A 17,467-nucleotide genomic window follows, 5' to 3' on the forward strand; every position below is an offset into this window, starting at 1 on the left:
GCTGAACTGCCCCCGGGGGCGGGGGAGCCGTCGCTTCTCCGCCCCGCCGGCCCGGCCCGTCCGAGCGTCGGCACCCTCACCGACCCACACTTCCGGCTTCTTCACGCCTACGGCCGAGCCGGTACGAACTTCCACCGGACCCAGGGAGCTGTTTTCCATGAGTGCCGAGACTCCGGACCAGAGCGCCGGGACATTCGCCCGGTTGCGTCTGCGATTCCGTGACTGGCGGGGCACCCGGCCGTTCTGGGCGGGACTGTTCACCCTGCTCGGCGGGGTGCCGATCGCCTATTTCCCGTACGCCACCCTCAAGTTGGGCACCATGTCGCTCGCGATGGCGACCACCGCGGGTGCCGGCTCACTGATCATCGGCGTGCTGCTCATCACGCTGGGCCTGACCATGTGGTTCCAGCAGGCCACCCGCTTCTTCGCCGGAGTCGCGGCGATCCTCCTGGCGCTGGTGTCCCTGGTGGTCTCCAACATCGGCGGCTTCCTGATCGGTTTCCTGCTGGCCATGCTCGGCGGCGCGCTCGCGCTGTCCTGGGCGCCGGGCAAGCCGGAGGCCGAGGACGCCGCCCGCCGGGACGCCGACCAGGCCCCGGACGGCGACGGCGGCGACGACGCCCCCGGCTCCGCCCCGGACACCACGGGGGGCACCCCCGTCGAGCCGGCCGAGCCGCACCCTCCGTACGGCACCGCCGACGGCTTCCGGGCAGAGGAGCCGAAGGGGGCGCACCGTGTCGGCTGACGAGGTCCGGGGCGAAAGCTCTGCGGCCCCGCAACCGGCAAGGACGGGGCCGCGTCACGCCGCCCCCAGGAAGCCGCTGTTCACCAGATTCCAGGTCCCGGCCGGACGCGCGATAGCCGTGGCGGCGATGCCCACCGCGATCCTCCTGGGCATGGGCCTCACGCCGAAGCTGGCGCTCGCCGACGACCGGCCGACTCCGCAGAGCCTGACGGCCGAGGAGTACGAGGACTGCGTCGAGCTCCTCAAGGAGACCGACGGCGCCTCGCCGTCGCCGTCCGCCTCGGCGAGCGAGACCGAGTCCGAGAAGCCGAGCCCGTCGGCCTCGGCGACCGGCTCGCCGCAGTCGCCGCAGACTTCGGACACCTCGGGTGACGAGGCCACGGACAACAGCGGTTCGGGTGACGGCTCTTCGTCGGATTCAGGTTCCGACGACGAGGCCGAGCCCGCGCCGTCCCCGTCGGCCTCGGCGGACAAGGACGCGCAGCCGCAGGACGCGGAGCCCGCGCCGAGTGCGTCCGAGAGCGGTGACGGCGGCGTGCTGGGCGCCATCGGCGACACGATCACGGGCGTCGTCGACGGCATCACCGGGCTCGGCAAGGGCGAGGAGGGCGAGACCGCCCCCAAGCCGTCGCCGACGCCGACGCCGTCCTCGGGTGCCGGGACCGGCACGTCCGAGGAGGACGGCACCTCCGGCGACTCCGGCACCGCGGACGACTCCGGCGACTCCGGCAAGGACACGGACGACTCGGGGAAGGACGCCGACCCGGCCGGGGACAGCGCCGACGAGCCCACCGACGCGGCGTCGGACCCGGCAAAGGAGGCCGAGGAAGCGGCGGACGAGGCCACCGCCTCGCCGACCCCCAGCCCCTCCGTGACCGCCACCGTCGACCCGGACGACTGCCCGCTCGCCACGGATGTCGAGGGCGGGATAGACAACGAGATCCTGCTGCCCGACGACCCCTGGTTCCTGGACGCCAGTTCGCTGAAGCTCAAGGGCGCCGACTACCAGGGCATCGTGAAGGTCAAGACCGCGTCCGGCAACGTCAAGGAAGTCCTGAAGTACGTCATATCCGACGGCACGGACATCGGCGACCTGCACCAGACGGTGAAGGACGAGCAGTCGGGCAAGACGTACCACGTCCAGGCCGACAAGGGCTCCATGTCCACCATCACCGACGGGGACACGGTGATGTACACCGAGAAGATCTCCGGCAACCTCTTCGGCCTGATCCCGATCACCTTCAGCCCGGACAACCCGCCGCCGCTGAACATCCCGCTGATCTACTTCACCAACGTGAAGGTCCAGCAGGCCGGCCAGTTCGGCGGCACCCTGCACGTGCCGGGCCTCTCGTCGTACATCACCGACTGAGCCGCCCGGCCCACGAACCCTTCCGGGAGCCGCAGAAGAACTGTGGCCCGGTACCCGCCTCGCGGGTACCGGGCCACAGTCCGCCACGGACTCAGTCGGTCGCGCCGCCCAGGTGGTGGACGCGGACCATGTTCGTCGTGCCCGGGACGCCGGGGGGCGAGCCCGCCGTGATGATGACGATGTCGCCGGGGTTGAAGCGGCTGAGCTTCGCGATCTCCTGGTCGACCAGGTCGACCATCTCGTCCGTGCTGTTCACGAACGGCACCACGTGGGACTCCACGCCCCAGCTGAGCGACAGCTGGTTGCGGGTGGACTCGTCCGTCGTGTACGCGATGATCGGCTGGCTCGCGCGGTAGCGGCTCAGACGGCGGGCCGTGTCACCGGACTTGGTGAAGGCCACCAGGCCCTTGCCGCCGAGGAAGTCGGCGATCTCGGCGGCCGCGCGGGCCACCGAACCGCCCTGCGTGCGCGGCTTCTTGCCGGGCACCAGCGGCTGGAGGCCCTTGGAGAGCAGCTCCCCCTCGGCGGCCTGGACGATCTTCGACATCGTCTTGACGGTCTCGATGGGGTAGGCGCCGACCGAGGACTCCGCCGACAGCATGACCGCGTCCGCGCCGTCCAGGATCGCGTTGGCCACGTCGGAGGCCTCGGCGCGGGTCGGGCGGGAGTTGGTGATCATCGACTCCATCATCTGGGTCGCCACGATCACCGGCTTGGCGTTGCGCCGGCACAGCTCGATCAGGCGCTTCTGCACCATCGGGACCTTCTCGAGCGGATACTCGACGGCCAGGTCGCCACGGGCGACCATGACACCGTCGAACGCCATCACGACGTCCTCCATGTTGGCCACCGCCTGCGGCTTCTCCACCTTGGCGATGACCGGGACGCGCCGGCCCTCCTCGTCCATGATCTTGTGGACGTCGTTGATGTCCTTGGCGTCCCGGACGAAGGAGAGGGCGACCAGGTCGCAGCCCATGCGCAGTGCGAAGCGGAGGTCCTCGACGTCCTTCTCGGACAGGGCCGGGACGTTCACCGCCGCGCCGGGCAGGTTGATGCCCTTGTGGTCGGAGATGACGCCGCCCTCGATGACGATCGTCCGCACCCGCGGGCCCTCGACGTCCAGCACCTTCAGTTCGACGTTGCCGTCGTTGATGAGGATCTGGTCGCCGCGCGAGACGTCGCCGGGCAGGCCCTTGTAGGTGGTGCCGCAGATCGCCTTGTCGCCGGGGACGTCCTCGGCGGTGATGACGAACTCGTCACCGCGCACCAGCTCCACCGGTCCCTCGGCGAAGGTCGCGAGGCGGATCTTCGGGCCCTGGAGGTCGGCGAGGACACCGATGGCCCGGCCGGTCTCCTTGGCGGCGGCACGGACGCGGTCGTACCGCCCCTGGTGGTCGGCGTGCGTGCCGTGGCTGAAGTTGAAACGGGCCACGTTCATGCCCGCCTCGATCAGCGCGACGAGCTGCTCGTGGGAGTCGACCGCGGGGCCGAGAGTACAGACGATTTTCGAACGGCGCATGGGGCGATCCTATCGGTTTGTTTCGTCGCGGAATATTCCGTCTGGCGGAAGATACAAATGGGCGCGCTGATGCTCAGGTGTTCTTTCCGACCAGTGCGTAGGTCTGTGTCGCGATCTCCAGTTCCTCGTCCGTGGGTACCACGGCCACCGCCACGCGCGCGGAATCCGGCGAAATCAGCCGCGCGTGGTCGCCGCGCACGGCGTTGCGCTCCGGGTCGACCGCCAGGCCGAGCCCCTCCAGGCCCTCGATCGCCGCCTCACGCACCGGTGCCGCGTTCTCTCCGACACCCGCGGTGAAGGCGACCGCGTCCACCGTGCCGAGCACCGCGTAATAGGCGCCGATGTACTTCTTCAGCCGGTGAATGTAAATGTCGAAGGCGAGTGCCGCCTCTTCGTCGCCCTCGTCGATCCGGCGCCGGATCTCCCGCATGTCGTTGTCCCCGCACAGGCCGAGCAGACCGCTCCTCTTGTTGAGGAGATTGTCTATCTCGTCCATGTCCATTCCGCCGACACGCGCCAAATGGAAGATGACGGCCGGGTCCAGGTCTCCAGAGCGGGTACCCATCACGAGCCCCTCCAGAGGCGTCAGCCCCATGGAGGTGTCCACGCACCGGCCCTTGCGGACCGCCGAGGCGGAGGCGCCGTTGCCCAGGTGCAGCACGATGACGTCGACCTCGGAGGGGTCCTTGCCCAGCAGGCGCGCGGTCTCCCGGGAGACGTAGGCGTGCGAGGTGCCGTGGAAGCCGTAGCGGCGGATCCGGTGCCGGTCTGCGATCTTCGGGTCGATGGCGTAACGCGCCGCCGCCTCCGGCATCGTCGTGTGGAAGGCGGTGTCGAAGACGGCGACCTGGGGCAGGTCGGGCCGCAGCGCCCGGGCGGTGCGGATGCCCGTGAGGTTGGCCGGGTTGTGCAGCGGGGCGACCGGGATCAGCCGCTCGATCTCGGTGAGCACCTCGTCGTCGACGACGGTGGGCTCGGTGAAGAACAGCCCGCCGTGCACCACCCGGTGCCCGATCGCGGCGAGTTCGGGGGAGTCGAGGCCCATGCCGTCCCGGCCGAGTTCCTCGGCGACCGCCTTGAGCGCGGCCTCGTGGTCGGCGATGGGCCCGCTCCTTTCGCGGGTGTCGCCGGTGGTCAGGCAGGTGTGCTTGAGCCGGGAGGTCTGCTCGCCGATCCGCTCGACGAGGCCCGCCGCCAGCCGGCTGCTGTCGCTCATGTCGAGCAACTGGTACTTCACGGACGAGGAACCGGAGTTGAGGACGAGGACGCGGGTCGCGCTCACAGCTGGGACGCCTTCTGGGAGGTCGGAGACTGGGCCTGGATCGCCGTGATGGCGACGGTGTTGACGATGTCCTGGACGAGCGCGCCGCGGGACAGGTCGTTGACCGGCTTGCGCAGCCCCTGGAGCACCGGCCCGACGGCGATCGCGCCGGCCGAGCGCTGCACGGCCTTGTAGGTGTTGTTGCCGGTGTTGAGGTCGGGGAAGATCAGCACGCTGGCCTGCCCGGCCACTTCGGAGCCCGGCAGCTTGGTGGCGGCGACGCTCGGCTCGACGGCGGCGTCGTACTGGATCGGCCCCTCGATCTTGAGGTGGGGCTGCCGCTGCCGTACGAGCTCGGTGGCCTCGCGCACCTTGTCGACGTCCGCGCCCGAGCCCGACGTACCGGTGGAGTACGAGAGCATCGCGATCCGCGGTTCCACGCCGAACTGGGCGGCCGTGGACGCCGACTGGGCGGCGATGTCGGCGAGCTGCTCGGCGCCCGGGTCGGGGTTGACCGCGCAGTCGCCGTAGACGAGCACCTTGTCGGCGAGGCACATGAAGAAGACGGACGAGACGATCGAGGCGTCCGGCTTGGTCTTGATGATCTCGAAGGCGGGGCGGATGGTGGCCGCCGTGGAGTGCACGGAGCCCGAGACCATGCCGTCGGCGTGGCCCTCCTGGACCATCAGCGTGCCGAAGTAGTTGACGTCGGAGACGACGTCGTACGCGAGTTCCACGGTGACGCCCTTGTGGGCGCGCAGGGCGGCGTACTTCTGGGCGAAGGTGTCGCGCAGCTCGCTGGTGGCGGGGTCCACGATCCGGCACCCACCGAGGTCGATACCGAGATCGGCGGCCTTCTTGCGGATCCGGTCGACGGGCCCGAGCAGGGTCAGGTCGCACACGTCCCGGCGCAGCAGGACCTCGGCGGCGTGCAGCACCCGCTCCTCGGTGCCCTCCGGCAGCACCACCCGCCGGCGGTCGGAGCGGGCCTGCTCCAGCAGCTTGTGCTCGAACATCATCGGCGTCACGCGGTCGCTGCTCGGCGCGCTCACCCGCTTGAGCAGGTCGCCGGTCTCGACGAAGCGCTCGAACAGGCCGAGCGCGGTCTCCGCCTTGCGCGGGGTGGCCGCGTTCAGCTTGCCCTCCAGGGAGAACAGCTGTTCGGCGGTGGGGAAGCTGTTGCCGGACACCGAGAGGACGGGGGTGCCGGGTGCGAGCCGGGCGGCGAGGGTGAGGACGTCGTCGCTCGGCACCTCGTTCAGGGTGAGCAGGACTCCGGCTATCGGCGGGGTGCCCGCGCTGTGCGCGGCGAGCGAGCCGACGACCAGGTCGGCGCGGTCCCCCGGGGTGACGACCAGGCAGCCCGGGGTCAGGGCGGCCAGGAAGTTCGGCAGCATGGCTCCGCCGAAGACGAACCCGAGCGCGTCGCGCGCCAGCCCCGACTCGTCGCCGAGCAGCACCTTGGCACCGAGGGCGTGGGCGATCTGCGCGACCGTCGGGGCGGACAGGGCGGGCTCGTCGGGCAGGACGTAGCAGGGCACGGGCAGGCGGGTGGCGAGCCGGTCGGCGATCCGGTCGCGGTCCTCCCGGGCGACCCGGTTGGTGACCATGGCCAGGACGTCGCAGCCGAGCCCCTCGTAGGCCCGGTAGGCGTTGCGGGTCTCGGCGAGCACGGACTCGGCGGTCTGCTTGCGGCCGCCCACCACGGGGATCACGGACGCGCCGAACTCGTTGGCGAGCCGGGCGTTGAGGGCCAGCTCGTCCGGGAACTGGGTGTCGGCGTAGTCGGTGCCGAGGACGAGGACGACGTCGTAGCCGCGCGCGACCAGGTGGAAGCGGTCGACGAGCGTGGAGACCAGTTCGTCGGTGCCGCGTTCGGCCTGCAGCGTGGAGGCCTCCTGGTAGTCCATGCCGTAGACCGTGGCCGGGTCCTGCGCGAGCCGGTAGCGGGCGCGCAGCAGCTCGAAGAGGCGGTCGGGCCCGTCGTGGACGAGGGGGCGGAAGACGCCCACCCGGTCGACCTGCCGGGTCAGGAGCTCCATGACCCCCAGTTCGACGACCTGGCGGCCGTCGCCGCGGTCGATACCGGTCACGTACACGCTGCGCGTCACGCGTGCTCTCCGTTTCGTCTGCATCGGGTTCGTCTGCGTTCGGGGTTCGGCTGCGCTCGGGGTCGTGCGCGTCGGTTCTGTCGCGTCCGGCTCGCCCGTGCCGGTCCCGTCCGTAGCGGGTTCCATCGGAATCGGGGGTGATGCGGCCGGACAGGTGGTGAATCCGAGGCCGTGGCCCCCCGGGACCGTAAAAATCGCCCGCCGGGGCGAGCGGAACCCTCTTGACAATACCCCTCGACATGGATAAGGCGCCCGTCAAGGTGTCGTCGTGCTGGGCGCCTGAGGGACGTGAAACAATCGGCAGTGGCTCACCGGCCTCGACAGCGAGCAGGAGACACAGCACGATGCGCATCGGAGTTCTCACCGCAGGCGGCGACTGCCCCGGCCTGAACGCCGTGATCCGGTCGGTCGTGCACCGAGCGGTCGCGCAGTACGACGACGAGGTGATCGGTTTCGAGGACGGCTACGCGGGTCTGCTGGACGGTCGCTACCGAGGCCTCGACCTCGACTCGGTCAGCGGCATCCTCGCCCGCGGCGGCACGATCCTCGGCTCCTCCCGGCTGGAGCGCGACCGGCTCCGCGAGGCCTGCGAGAACGCGTCCGACATGATCCACGAGTTCGGCATCGACGCCCTGATCCCGATCGGCGGCGAGGGCACCCTGACGGCGGCCCGCATGCTCTCCGACGCGGGTCTGCCGGTGGTCGGCGTGCCGAAGACCATCGACAACGACATCTCCTCCACGGACCGGACGTTCGGCTTCGACACCGCGGTCGGGGTCGCCACGGAGGCGATGGACCGCCTGAAGACCACGGCCGAGTCCCACCAGCGGGTCATGGTCGTCGAGGTCATGGGCCGCCACGCCGGCTGGATCGCGCTGGAGTCCGGCATGGCCGCCGGCGCGCACGGCATCTGCCTGCCGGAGCGCCCCTTCGACCCCGTCGACCTGGTCAAGATGGTCGAGGAGCGGTTCTCGCGCGGCAAGAAGTTCGCCGTCATCTGCGTCGCCGAGGGTGCCCACCCGGTCGAGGGCAGCATGGACTACGGCAAGGGCGAGATCGACATGTACGGCCACGAGCGCTTCCAGGGCATCGGCACGGCACTGGCGTACGAACTGGAGCGCCGCCTCGGCAAGGAGGCCAAGCCGGTCATCCTCGGCCACGTCCAGCGGGGCGGCACCCCGACGGCGTACGACCGGGTGCTCGCCACGCGCTTCGGCTGGCACGCGGTGGAGGCGGCGCACCGCGGTCAGTTCGGCCGTATGACCGCGCTGCGGGGGACGGACATCGTGATGGTGCCCCTCGCGGAGGCCGTCACCGAGCTGAAGACGGTGCCGAAGGACCGGATGGACGAGGCCGAGTCGGTCTTCTAGACCGGTTCGGTACACGGCGGCGGCCGGCTCAGTACCGAGGCGGCTTGCCGCGCTCGACGGCGTTCCAGAAGTGGTCGACGATCCGGTCGAGGAACTCGCGGCCGTTGTCGCCGGTCTCCCGGCTGCCGCCGCCCCAGCTGAGGGTGGCGACCATCTGCCCCTGATACTGGCTGTGCAGCTCCTGGAGCACGGCCTCCAGGACGGCGCGCTCCAGCGGCACCGCCCTGCCCACCGGTCGGAGATAGGCCTGCCAGCGGGTGGTCACGGCACTGCGCAGCAGGTCGGCGAGCCCCGCCTCGCGGCCGGTGACGGCGACGAAGTCGGGCAGGTCGAGATCGAGGACGTCGGCGAGGGCGGCGGACTGCCGCTCGTTGCCGCGCCAGGTGCCGCTCTCCTCCATCCGCTGGTACGCGGCGAGTTCGAGGCCCACGCCGCGGGCGACGTCCTCCGGCGCGAGCGCGCGCGAGATGCGGTGCTCGCGCAGGGTGCGGGGCCGTCCGATGAGTTCGCCCGGGGAGCACCACAACACACCCGCGAGGGCGGTCAGTTCGGGGCTGTCGGGATGGGTGACCCCGCGTTCCCAGGCGATGACGAGGTCCGGGGTGACGTACGGCAGTCCGTACGAGGAGCGCATGCTGTAGGCCACGTGCTCGGGCCCCATGCCGAGGGCGGCACGCAGGCGTCGGGCGGCGGGGGCGTTGAACGGCGGGGTGGGCGGGGTGGACTGGTTCGGTCCGGCTGGGGGTTGGCGCACGGGGCACAAGCTAGGGGTGCGGCGGGGTTCTGACTACGGTCTGTTCGGCCAGGAACACGGATTGTAGGAACATACGGTGCTCTCGTAGTCCCTCACCCCTTGACCGCGCCGCTCAGTGCGAACCCCCCGCCCATCCGCCGCGCCACCAGCACGTACAGCAGGATCACCGGGGTCGAGTAGATGATCGAGAAGGCGGCCAGCTGGCCGTAGACGACGGTCCCGCGGTTGCCGAAGAAGTCGTTGATGCTGACCGCCGCCGGCATCTGGTCCGGCGTGAGCAGCAGCATGAAGGGGACGAAGAAGTTGCCCCACATCATCACGAACGAGAAGACCGTCACGACCGCCACGCCCGGACCCATCAGCGGCAGCACGATCCGCAGCAGGGACTGGAACGACGAGGCCCCGTCGGTCCAGGCCGCCTCCTCCAGCTCCTTCGGTACGCCGTCCATGAAGTTCTTCATCAGCCAGATGGCGAAGGGGAGTTGGGAGGCGGCGAAGAAGAAGATCGTCCCCTGCATCGTGTCGATCAGGTTCACCTGCACGAACAGGGCGTACACCGGAACCATGATCGCCGTGATCGGCAGGCTCGTCGCGAACAGGATCGTCAGCAGGAACGGGCGGTTGAGGCGGGAGCGGAAGCGGGACAGCGGGTAGGCGGCGAGGGCCGCGCAGGCCACGGTCAGCAGGGTGCCGCCGCCGCACAGGAGCAGGCTGTTCAGGAGCGGGGTGAAGGTGATGTCCGGCGTCAGGACGGCGTCGAAGTTGTCCAGCGTCACACCGTCCGGCACCTTCACCTGGAGGTTGGCGCCGGTGTCCAGCGAGGACAGGACCACCCACAGCAGGGGGAGGGAGAAGGCGGCGGCCACCACCAGGAGGCCGGCGTCCGCGGCCACGCGGTGCGCGGTCCTGCGGGAGGAGGGGGTTCGGGACATGGCGCTTCAGACCTCCGTCCGCAGCAGGCGCAGATAGATCACCGAGAACAGGGAGCCCACCACGAGGAGCAGCAGGGCGACCGCGGTGCCGTATCCGATCATGCTCTTCTGGAACGCCTCCTCGTACATGAACAGCGGGAGCGTCTGGCTCTTGCCGCCCGGGCCGCCCCTCGTCATCACCCAGATCAGGCCGAAGACGGACAGGGTCTGAAGGGTGATCAGCATCAGGTTGGTGCCGATGGACCGCCGGATCATCGGCAGGGTGATGTGCCACAGGCGGCGCCAGCCACCCGCGCCGTCGACCTCGGCGGCCTCCGTGATCTCCTTGGGGATCTCGTTGAGGGCCGCCGAGTAGACCAGCATCGAGAACGCCGTGCCCCGCCACACGTTCGCGAACGACACCGCCAGGATCGGAAGCGTGAACAGCCAGTTCTGGGAGGGGAGGTGGAGCCAGTCCAGGACGGCGTTCAGGGTGCCCTCGCGGCGGAAGAAGGCGTAGAGCAGGAAGCCGGCGACGACCTCCGGCAGCACCCAGGCCGTGATGACGATGCCGCCGGTGAGGGTGCGCAGGGGCTTCGACGCGCGCTGCATCAGTGCCGCGAGCCCCAGTCCGAGGGTGTTCTGGCCGATCAGCGCCGAGACGACCGTGAAGACCAGGGTCAGCCACACCGCGTTCAGGAACGCCTCGTCCCCGAACGCCGTACGGAAGTTCTCCAGGCCTACGAACGAGTCCTGTGCCTGGCCGGTCAGTTGGAGGTCGGTGAACGCGATGTAGGCGCAGTAACCGATCGGGCCGGCCAGGAAGAGCACCAGCAGGACCACTGCGGGGGCGAGGGGGAGGGCCCGCAGCAGGGGGAGGGAGCGGGGGCCCTGCGTCGGCGTGCGGTCCGGGCCGGCCGGTCCCGGCCTCTTGGCGAGGCCGGGACCGGTTCCGGAGCCCGTGGCGGGGGCTGTCGTCATGAACGGCGGCTCACTTCTCGATCACCTGGTTGTCCGTCGCCGATTTCAGGTCCTCGTCGTACGTCTTCGCCGCCTCCTCGACCGACATGTCCCCCGTCGTGACGCTCTCCATGGCCTCCTGGATCGCGGTGGAGACCTTCGGGTACGCCGGGTAGGCGGGCCGGTAGTGGGTGCTGGCGACCAGGTCGGTGAAGAACTTGATGCCGGGCTGGGCCTCGACGTACGCCGGGTCGGCGGCGACGTCCTCACGGACCGCGATGCCGGAGTTGGCGATGTACCACTTCTGGGCGTTCGCCTTCGTCTGCATCGTCTTGATGAACTCGAAGGCGAGGTCCGGGTTGCCCGCCTTGGCGGGGATCGCCCAGGTCCAGCCGCCGGACATGCTCACCTTGCCGGGTGCCTGGCCGTTCTGGGTGGGCATCGCGGCGAGACCCAGCTTGTCCGACCACTCGGGCCACTCGTGGCCGCTGCCCTCCAGCCAGTCCTGCGGGAGCCAGGAGCCGTCGAGGTTGATGCCGAGCTTGCCCTCGGGCAGGAGTTCGCCGCGGACACGGGTGCCGATGTTGGGGTCGAGGGCGTCGGCGACGTCCGGGCCGAGCTTCTCCTTGTAGACCGTCTCGACGAAGGTGAGGGCGTCCTTGAAGCCCTTGCCGCCGGCGATCCACTTCTTGGACTGCTCGTCGTAGAGCGGATCGGCGGTGCCGTCGTTCGTGCCGTAGAGCAGCATCTGGAAGCCCTGCATGGTGGCGGCCTCGCCGACGGGCTTGCCGGTGTAGACGTTGAGCGGGGTGACGCCGGGTACCTTCCGCTTGATCGTGCGGGCGGCCTCCAGGACGTCGTCCCAGGTCTTCGGCTGCCAGTCGGCGGGCAGACCGGCCTTGGCGAAGATCGCCTTGTCGAACCAGAGACCCCGGGTGTCCGTGCCGTCCGGCACGCCGTACGTCTTGCCGTCCTCGCCCTTGGCCGCGGTCTTGGCCGTGTCGATGAACTGGTCCCAGTCCTGCCACTTGGCCAGGTACGGGTCGAGCGGCTTGAGGTAGCCGCTGGTGATGTCCGAGTTGATGAGGAAGGTGTCCTCGTAGACCAGGTCCGGGGCGGTCTTGGGGGAGCGGAGCATCTGCTGGAGCTTGGTGTAGTACTCCGAGTCCGGGGCCTTGATCGGGACGAGCTCGACCTTCTTGCCCGGGTTGGCCTTCTCGAACTGCTTCTTGATGTCCGCGAGGTAGGTGTCCATCACCTTCACGGAGTTGTCCGTGGACTGTTTGAAGGAGACCTTCACGGTGTCCGGATCACTGCCGGCTCCGCCGCCACAGGCCGTGAGGGTGCCCGCGGCGGCGAGGGTCAGGGCGAGGAGAGCGGGCAGCGAGGCGTTGGGGCGCACGAGCATGACCTCCTGGGGCCTACGTCGTTGTGGCCTGGGGGTTGTTGCCCGGTGAACGTATGAGGAATGGTCTAGTCAGGTCAATGAGTCTGCGGAGGATTGACCTGACAAACTGTCGTCACCCGCGGTGCACCGGCACCCATCGGTAGACGAGTTCCGGCCGTCCCACCTGTCCGTACAGCGGGCTCCTGCCCGCCCTCCCGGCGTCCACCAGGTGTTCCAGGTAACGGCGGGCCGTGATACGGGAGATGCCGACCGCCTCGGCCAACCCGGCCGCGGTCAGGCCCTCCTCCACCTCCCGCAGCGCCGAGGTCACGCGTTCCAGCGTCGGTCCGCTCAGGCCCTTGGGCAGTGCCGCCGGGCCGGGTGCCCGCAGGGTCGCCAGGGCGCGGTCGACCTCGTCCTGGCCGCTGGCCTCGCCCGCCGCTCCCCGGAACTGCGCGTAGCGGACCAGACGGTCCCGGAGCGTCGCGAAGGTGAACGGTTTGAGGACGTACTGGACGACTCCCAGCGACACCCCCTCCCGCACCACCGCCAGGTCCCGGGCCGAGGTCACCGCTATCACGTCGGCGTGATGCCCCGCCGCCCGCAGGGACCGCGCCAGTTGCAGGCCGTGCACGTCCGGCAGGTGCAGGTCGAGCAGGAGCAGGTCGACCGGCGTCCGCTCCAGCGCCCGCCGCGCCTCCGCGCCCGTGTGCACCTTTCCGACCGCGACGAACCCGGGGACGCGCCCCACGTACATCACATGCGCGTCCGCGGCGACGGGATCGTCCTCGACCACCAGCACACGGATCCGTGCCTCGTGCGTCATGCGTGGCCTCCCACTCCCGTGGCCGCCGGGTCCGCGGCGGCACCGGACCGACCGCCCGTCACGGCCTCCTGCGACAGCGGCAACCGCACCTCGAACTCCGCTCCTCCCTCACCGGCCCCGGAGACCGACAGCGTCCCGCGGTGCCGGTGCGCCGTCTGCCGGACCAGGGCGAGGCCGAGGCCGCGCCCGCCGGGGCCCGACGGCTTGGTCGAGAAGCCCCGCTGGAAGACCCGTTCGGCGTGCTCGGGATCCACCCCGTCCCCGGTGTCCGCCACCCGCAGTACGAGTTCACCGCCCGCCGTGTACGCCGTCACGATCACCCGCGCCCGTACGCTGCCCTGCGCGGCGTCCACCGCGTTGTCGATCAGGTTGCCCAGGATGGTCACCAGGTCCCGCGCGGGCAACGACGGCGGCAGCAGCCCGTCGTCGAGGCCGCTGTCCTCCGACACCACCAACTCGACACCCCGCTCGTTCGCCTGGGCGGTCTTGCCGAGCAGCAGCGCCGCCAGCACCGGCTCGCTCACCGCCGCTACGACCTGGTCGGTCAGGGCCTGGGCCAGTTCCAGCTCCGCCGTCGCGAACTCGACGGCCTCCTCCGCCCGGCCCAGTTCGATCAGGGAGACCACCGTGTGCAGGCGGTTCGCCGCCTCGTGCGCCTGCGACCGGAGCGCCTGCGTGAACCCCCGCTCCGAGTCCAGTTCGCCCATCAGCGACTGGAGTTCGGTCACGTCCCGCAGCGTGACGACCGTACCGCGCCGCTCACCGCCCGAGACCGGTGACGTGTTCAGCACCAGCACCCGGTCCGCCGTCAGATGGACCTCGTCCACCCGCGGCTCCGAGGACAGCAGCGCGCCGGTCAGCGGGGCCGGCAGGCCCAGGTCGGCCACCGAGCGGCCGACCACGTCGCCGGACATGCCGAGCAGTTCCTGCCCGCCGTCGTTGATCAGCGCCACCCGGTACTGGCCGTCGAGCATCAGCAGCCCCTCGCGCACGGCGTGCAGGGCGGCCTGGTGGTAGTCGTGCATCCGGCTCAGCTCGGTGGCGTTCATGCCGTGGGTGTGGCGGCGGAGGCGGGCGTTGACCACGTACGTGCCGACACCGCCCAGCACGAGGGCGCCGCCCGCGGCGCCGATCAGGGCGGTGAGTTGGCCCCGTACCCGCTCGCTGATCGCCTCGACCCGGATGCCGGCGCTGACCAGGCCCACGATGCGCGGGCCGTCGTGGACCGGTGTGACCGCGCGCACGGACGGGCCGAGCGTGCCGGTGTAGGTCTCGGTGAAGGACTCGCCGCGCAGGGCGGGGTCGATGTGCCCCAGGAACCGGCCGCCGATCTGCTCCGGATCGGGGTGGGTCCAGCGGATGCCCTCCGGATCCATGATCGTGACGAAGTCGACGTCCGTGTCGCGCATCACGCGCAGGGCGTACGGCTGGAGCGGGCGCGTCGGGTCGGAGGTGCGGATCGCCTCCCGTACCGAGGGGGAGTCGGCGATCGCGCGGGCGACCGCCATCGCCTGGCGGCCCGCCGCGTCCTCGGCCTGGTTGCGGTCGCTCACATAGGTGAACAGCGCGTAGCCGGCGACGAGCACCGCGATCAGCACGGCCTGCATGGCGAACAGCTGGCCGGCCAGGCTGCGGGCTCTAGGGACCGGGATGCGCATGCCGTCAGTGTGCCTCGCCGGTTAAGCGTGAACTAAATGAACGGAAGGGTGACCGCCCTCACAGCACGGGAGATAGTCACGGCATTCCTTCGTCCGCGGGCAGCGCCCCGGGCGATTCCCCCGGACGTGAGCCGCACGCCGGTGATGCCGATGACGTCGTCAAGGAGGGCAGTCGTGACCAGCGCAGCCGACACGGCACCTGCCACACCCCGCGCCAAGCGGGACCGCACCCACTATCTCTACATCGCGGTGATCGTCGCGGTCGCGCTCGGCATCGCCGTGGGCCTGGCCGCTCCCGACTTCGCCGTGGAGCTGAAGCCCATCGGCACGGGCTTCGTGAACCTGATCAAGATGATGATCTCGCCGATCATCTTCTGCACGATCGTGCTGGGCATCGGTTCCGTACGCAAGGCCGCCAAGGTGGGCGCGGTCGGCGGTATCGCGCTCGCCTACTTCCTGGTCATGTCGCTGGTGGCCCTCGCCATCGGCCTGGTCGTCGGCAACATCCTCGACCCGGGCACCGGTCTCGCCGTCACCGACGCCGTCCGCGAGACCGGACACGCACAGGTCGACGCGGAGGCCAAGGACACCACCGAGTTCCTGCTCGGCATCATCCCGACCACCATCGTCTCCGCCTTCACCGAGGGCGAGGTCCTCCAGGCACTGCTCATCGCGCTGCTCGCCGGCTTCGCGCTGCAGGCGATGGGCTCCGCCGGACAGCCGATCCTGCGAGGCATCGAGCACATCCAGCGGCTCGTCTTCCGCATCCTCGCGATGATCATGTGGGCCGCCCCGATCGGTGCCTTCGGCGCCATCGCGGCCGTCACCGGGTCCGCCGGCATCGACGCGCTCAAGAGCCTGGCCGTGCTGATGCTCGGCTTCTACGTCACCTGCGTCCTGTTCGTCTTCCTCGTGCTCGGCGCGCTGCTGCGGCTGGTCTCGGGCCTGAACATCCTCACCTTCTTCAAGTACCTGGGCCGTGAGTTCCTGCTGATCCTTTCCACCTCCTCCTCCGAGTCCGCGCTGCCGCGGCTCATCGCGAAGATGGAGCACCTGGGCGTCAGCAAGCCGGTCGTCGGCATCACCGTCCCGACCGGCTACTCCTTCAACCTCGACGGCACCATGATCTACATGACCATGGCGTCCCTGTTCATCGCGGACGCCATGGGGACGCCGATGGGCATCGGCGAGCAGATCCCGCTGCTGCTCTTCCTGCTGGTCGCCTCCAAGGGCGCGGCCGGTGTGACGGGGGCGGGCCTGGCCACCCTCGCGGGCGGACTGCAGTCCCACAAGCCGGCCCTGGTGGACGGCATCGGCCTCATCGTCGGCATCGACCGCTTCATGAGCGAGGCCCGCGCCCTGACCAACTTCGCGGGCAACGCCGTCGCCACCGTGCTGATCGGTACCTGGACCAAGGAGATCGACAGGGAGCGGGTGGACGAGGTGCTCGCGGGCCGGCTGCCGTTCGACGAGAGGACGCTCCTGGACGACGGGCACGGCGGCGGCGAGGCCGACGACGCCGGGATGCCGGAGCAGCGTGGCGACCAGGAGGGCGAAAAGGAACTGGCCAAGGCCTGAGCCCCGTTCCCCCTGTCGCTTTCGCTCGGCCTTCGCCTCTGATTTCCCGTTCCATCCCGGGTAGAGACCACCCTCCCCGCCCGGGCGGCTGAGATGCTCCCCCCGTCCCTCAGTCGCCCGGGCCCACCCTTTGCCCTGACGCCGACGTCAGGGCTTACGTTCGTGGCATGCGAATCGGCGAGCTGGCCGAACGGGCCGGGACCACCCCGCGCACGCTCCGGTACTACGAGGCACGGGGCCTGCTGCCCGCACGGCGGAACGCGAACGGCCACCGGGACTACGACGAGCGTGACCTGAGACTGCTGCGGCAGATCAGGACGTTGCAGGACTTCGGTTTCGGCCTGGAGGAGACCCGGCCCTTCGTGGAGTGCCTGCGGGCCGGTCACCCCGAGGGCGACTCCTGCCCCGCCTCGCTCGCGGTCTACCGGCGCAAGCTGGACGAGCTCGACGCCCTGATCGGCGATCTGCGGGCCGTGCGGGCGCAGGTGGGCGCGCAGCTGGCGCGGGCCGAGCGGGCGCGGGACGAGCTGGCCGCCGAAGCGGTGGCTCCGGGAGGTCCGGAGCCGGGGTGCGAACTGGGAGGGCAGCCATGAGCAGGGCGGCGGGTGTGGCAGAGGTGACGGACGAGGACTTCGCGGCGGAGGTGATCGGGTCCGAGCTGCCGGTGCTGGTGGAGTTCACGGCCGACTGGTGCCCTCCGTGCCGGCAGATGGCGCCGGTGCTCAGCGCGCTGGCGGCGGAGGAGGGGGAGCGGCTGAAGGTGGTGCAGCTGGACGTGGACCGCAATCCGGGGACGACCAACGCCTACCGGGTGCTGTCGATGCCGACCTTCATGGTCTTCCGTGCCGGAGAGCCGGTGGGGTCCATGGTGGGGGCCCGACCCAAGCGGCGGCTCCTGGCGGAGATCGAGGCGGCGCTGTGAACGGGACCGGCCCCTGAGAAGACGTAAAGAAATCCCCCGGGCAATTGCGTCCGGGGGATTTCTCTGCGTATATTCAATGATTCGCGACTTGAGAAA

The 17,467-nt window shown here is 70.2% G+C and carries 15 protein-coding genes; 6 read left to right on the top strand and 9 right to left on the bottom strand.

Annotated features, from left to right (window positions below; all coding sequences use genetic code 11):
* Nucleotides 1–157: 157 nt before the first annotated feature.
* Nucleotides 158–745 (top strand): DUF6114 domain-containing protein, encoded by a 588-nt coding sequence (locus ACIP2X_RS17405; RefSeq protein WP_401673476.1) that lies wholly within the window; start codon nt 158–160, stop codon nt 743–745.
* Nucleotides 735–2,114 (top strand): hypothetical protein, encoded by a 1,380-nt coding sequence (locus ACIP2X_RS17410; protein ID WP_401673479.1) that lies wholly within the window; start codon nt 735–737, stop codon nt 2,112–2,114. The genes ACIP2X_RS17405 and ACIP2X_RS17410 overlap by 11 nt, the downstream gene beginning before the upstream one ends.
* Before the next feature lie 91 nt (nt 2,115–2,205).
* On the opposite strand, the gene pyk is transcribed toward ACIP2X_RS17410, so the two are convergent.
* The 3 genes from pyk to pta all read right to left on the bottom strand — a co-directional run bounded on the left by pyk (nt 2,206) and on the right by pta (nt 7,005).
* On the bottom strand, nt 2,206–3,633 hold the full coding sequence (pyk, locus tag ACIP2X_RS17415; RefSeq protein ID WP_401673481.1) for a pyruvate kinase: 1,428 nt from the start codon (nt 3,631–3,633) through the stop codon (nt 2,206–2,208).
* 73 nt (nt 3,634–3,706) lie between these two features.
* The gene (locus tag ACIP2X_RS17420; protein WP_401673484.1) at nt 3,707–4,915 is read right to left on the bottom strand and encodes an acetate kinase; all 1,209 of its coding nucleotides are present in this window, start codon (nt 4,913–4,915) and stop codon (nt 3,707–3,709) included.
* Entirely contained in the window at nt 4,912–7,005 is a 2,094-nt protein-coding gene (pta, locus tag ACIP2X_RS17425; protein WP_401673486.1) for a phosphate acetyltransferase, read from the bottom strand. The genes ACIP2X_RS17420 and pta overlap by 4 nt, the downstream gene beginning before the upstream one ends.
* A 344-nt stretch (nt 7,006–7,349) precedes the next feature.
* Here pta and ACIP2X_RS17430 point away from each other — a divergent pair, with 344 nt between their 5' ends.
* Nucleotides 7,350–8,375 (top strand): ATP-dependent 6-phosphofructokinase, encoded by a 1,026-nt coding sequence (locus ACIP2X_RS17430; RefSeq protein ID WP_401673488.1) that lies wholly within the window; start codon nt 7,350–7,352, stop codon nt 8,373–8,375.
* 28 nt (nt 8,376–8,403) lie between these two features.
* Here ACIP2X_RS17430 and ACIP2X_RS17435 read toward each other — a convergent pair whose 3' ends face one another.
* From ACIP2X_RS17435 to ACIP2X_RS17460, 6 genes are all read right to left on the bottom strand, one after another.
* Nucleotides 8,404–9,129 carry a helix-turn-helix domain-containing protein gene (locus ACIP2X_RS17435; RefSeq protein ID WP_401673490.1) on the bottom strand — a complete coding sequence of 242 codons (726 nt, stop codon included), beginning with the start codon at nt 9,127–9,129 and terminating at the stop codon, nt 8,404–8,406.
* Nucleotides 9,130–9,221: 92 nt separating this feature from the next.
* A complete protein-coding gene (locus ACIP2X_RS17440) occupies nt 9,222–10,061 on the bottom strand; it encodes a carbohydrate ABC transporter permease (protein WP_401673493.1) in 840 nt (279 codons plus the stop codon).
* Nucleotides 10,062–10,067: 6 nt separating this feature from the next.
* Nucleotides 10,068–11,021 (bottom strand): carbohydrate ABC transporter permease, encoded by a 954-nt coding sequence (locus tag ACIP2X_RS17445; RefSeq protein ID WP_401673495.1) that lies wholly within the window; start codon nt 11,019–11,021, stop codon nt 10,068–10,070.
* A 10-nt stretch (nt 11,022–11,031) separates the two neighbouring features.
* Nucleotides 11,032–12,408 carry an extracellular solute-binding protein gene (locus ACIP2X_RS17450; RefSeq protein ID WP_401673498.1) on the bottom strand — a complete coding sequence of 459 codons (1,377 nt, stop codon included), beginning with the start codon at nt 12,406–12,408 and terminating at the stop codon, nt 11,032–11,034.
* A 112-nt stretch (nt 12,409–12,520) separates the two neighbouring features.
* Nucleotides 12,521–13,213, bottom strand: coding sequence for a response regulator (locus ACIP2X_RS17455; protein ID WP_401673500.1), 693 nt, complete (start codon nt 13,211–13,213; stop codon nt 12,521–12,523).
* Nucleotides 13,210–14,871: an ATP-binding protein gene (locus ACIP2X_RS17460; RefSeq protein ID WP_401673503.1), complete on the bottom strand. Its 1,662-nt coding sequence runs from the start codon at nt 14,869–14,871 to the stop codon at nt 13,210–13,212. The genes ACIP2X_RS17455 and ACIP2X_RS17460 overlap by 4 nt, the downstream gene beginning before the upstream one ends.
* A 174-nt stretch (nt 14,872–15,045) precedes the next feature.
* Here ACIP2X_RS17460 and ACIP2X_RS17465 point away from each other — a divergent pair, with 174 nt between their 5' ends.
* The 3 genes from ACIP2X_RS17465 to ACIP2X_RS17475 all read left to right on the top strand — a co-directional run bounded on the left by ACIP2X_RS17465 (nt 15,046) and on the right by ACIP2X_RS17475 (nt 17,371).
* A complete protein-coding gene (locus ACIP2X_RS17465; RefSeq protein ID WP_401673505.1) occupies nt 15,046–16,449 on the top strand; it encodes a cation:dicarboxylate symporter family transporter in 1,404 nt (467 codons plus the stop codon).
* 167 nt (nt 16,450–16,616) lie between these two features.
* Entirely contained in the window at nt 16,617–17,042 is a 426-nt protein-coding gene (locus tag ACIP2X_RS17470) for a MerR family transcriptional regulator (RefSeq protein WP_401673507.1), read from the top strand.
* A complete protein-coding gene (locus ACIP2X_RS17475) occupies nt 17,039–17,371 on the top strand; it encodes a thioredoxin family protein (protein ID WP_401673509.1) in 333 nt (110 codons plus the stop codon). The genes ACIP2X_RS17470 and ACIP2X_RS17475 overlap by 4 nt, the downstream gene beginning before the upstream one ends.
* The last annotated feature ends 96 nt before the right edge of the window (nt 17,372–17,467 follow it).

Source organism: Streptomyces sp. NPDC089424 (genome assembly GCF_044749345.1).
Taxonomy (GTDB): domain Bacteria; phylum Actinomycetota; class Actinomycetes; order Streptomycetales; family Streptomycetaceae; genus Streptomyces.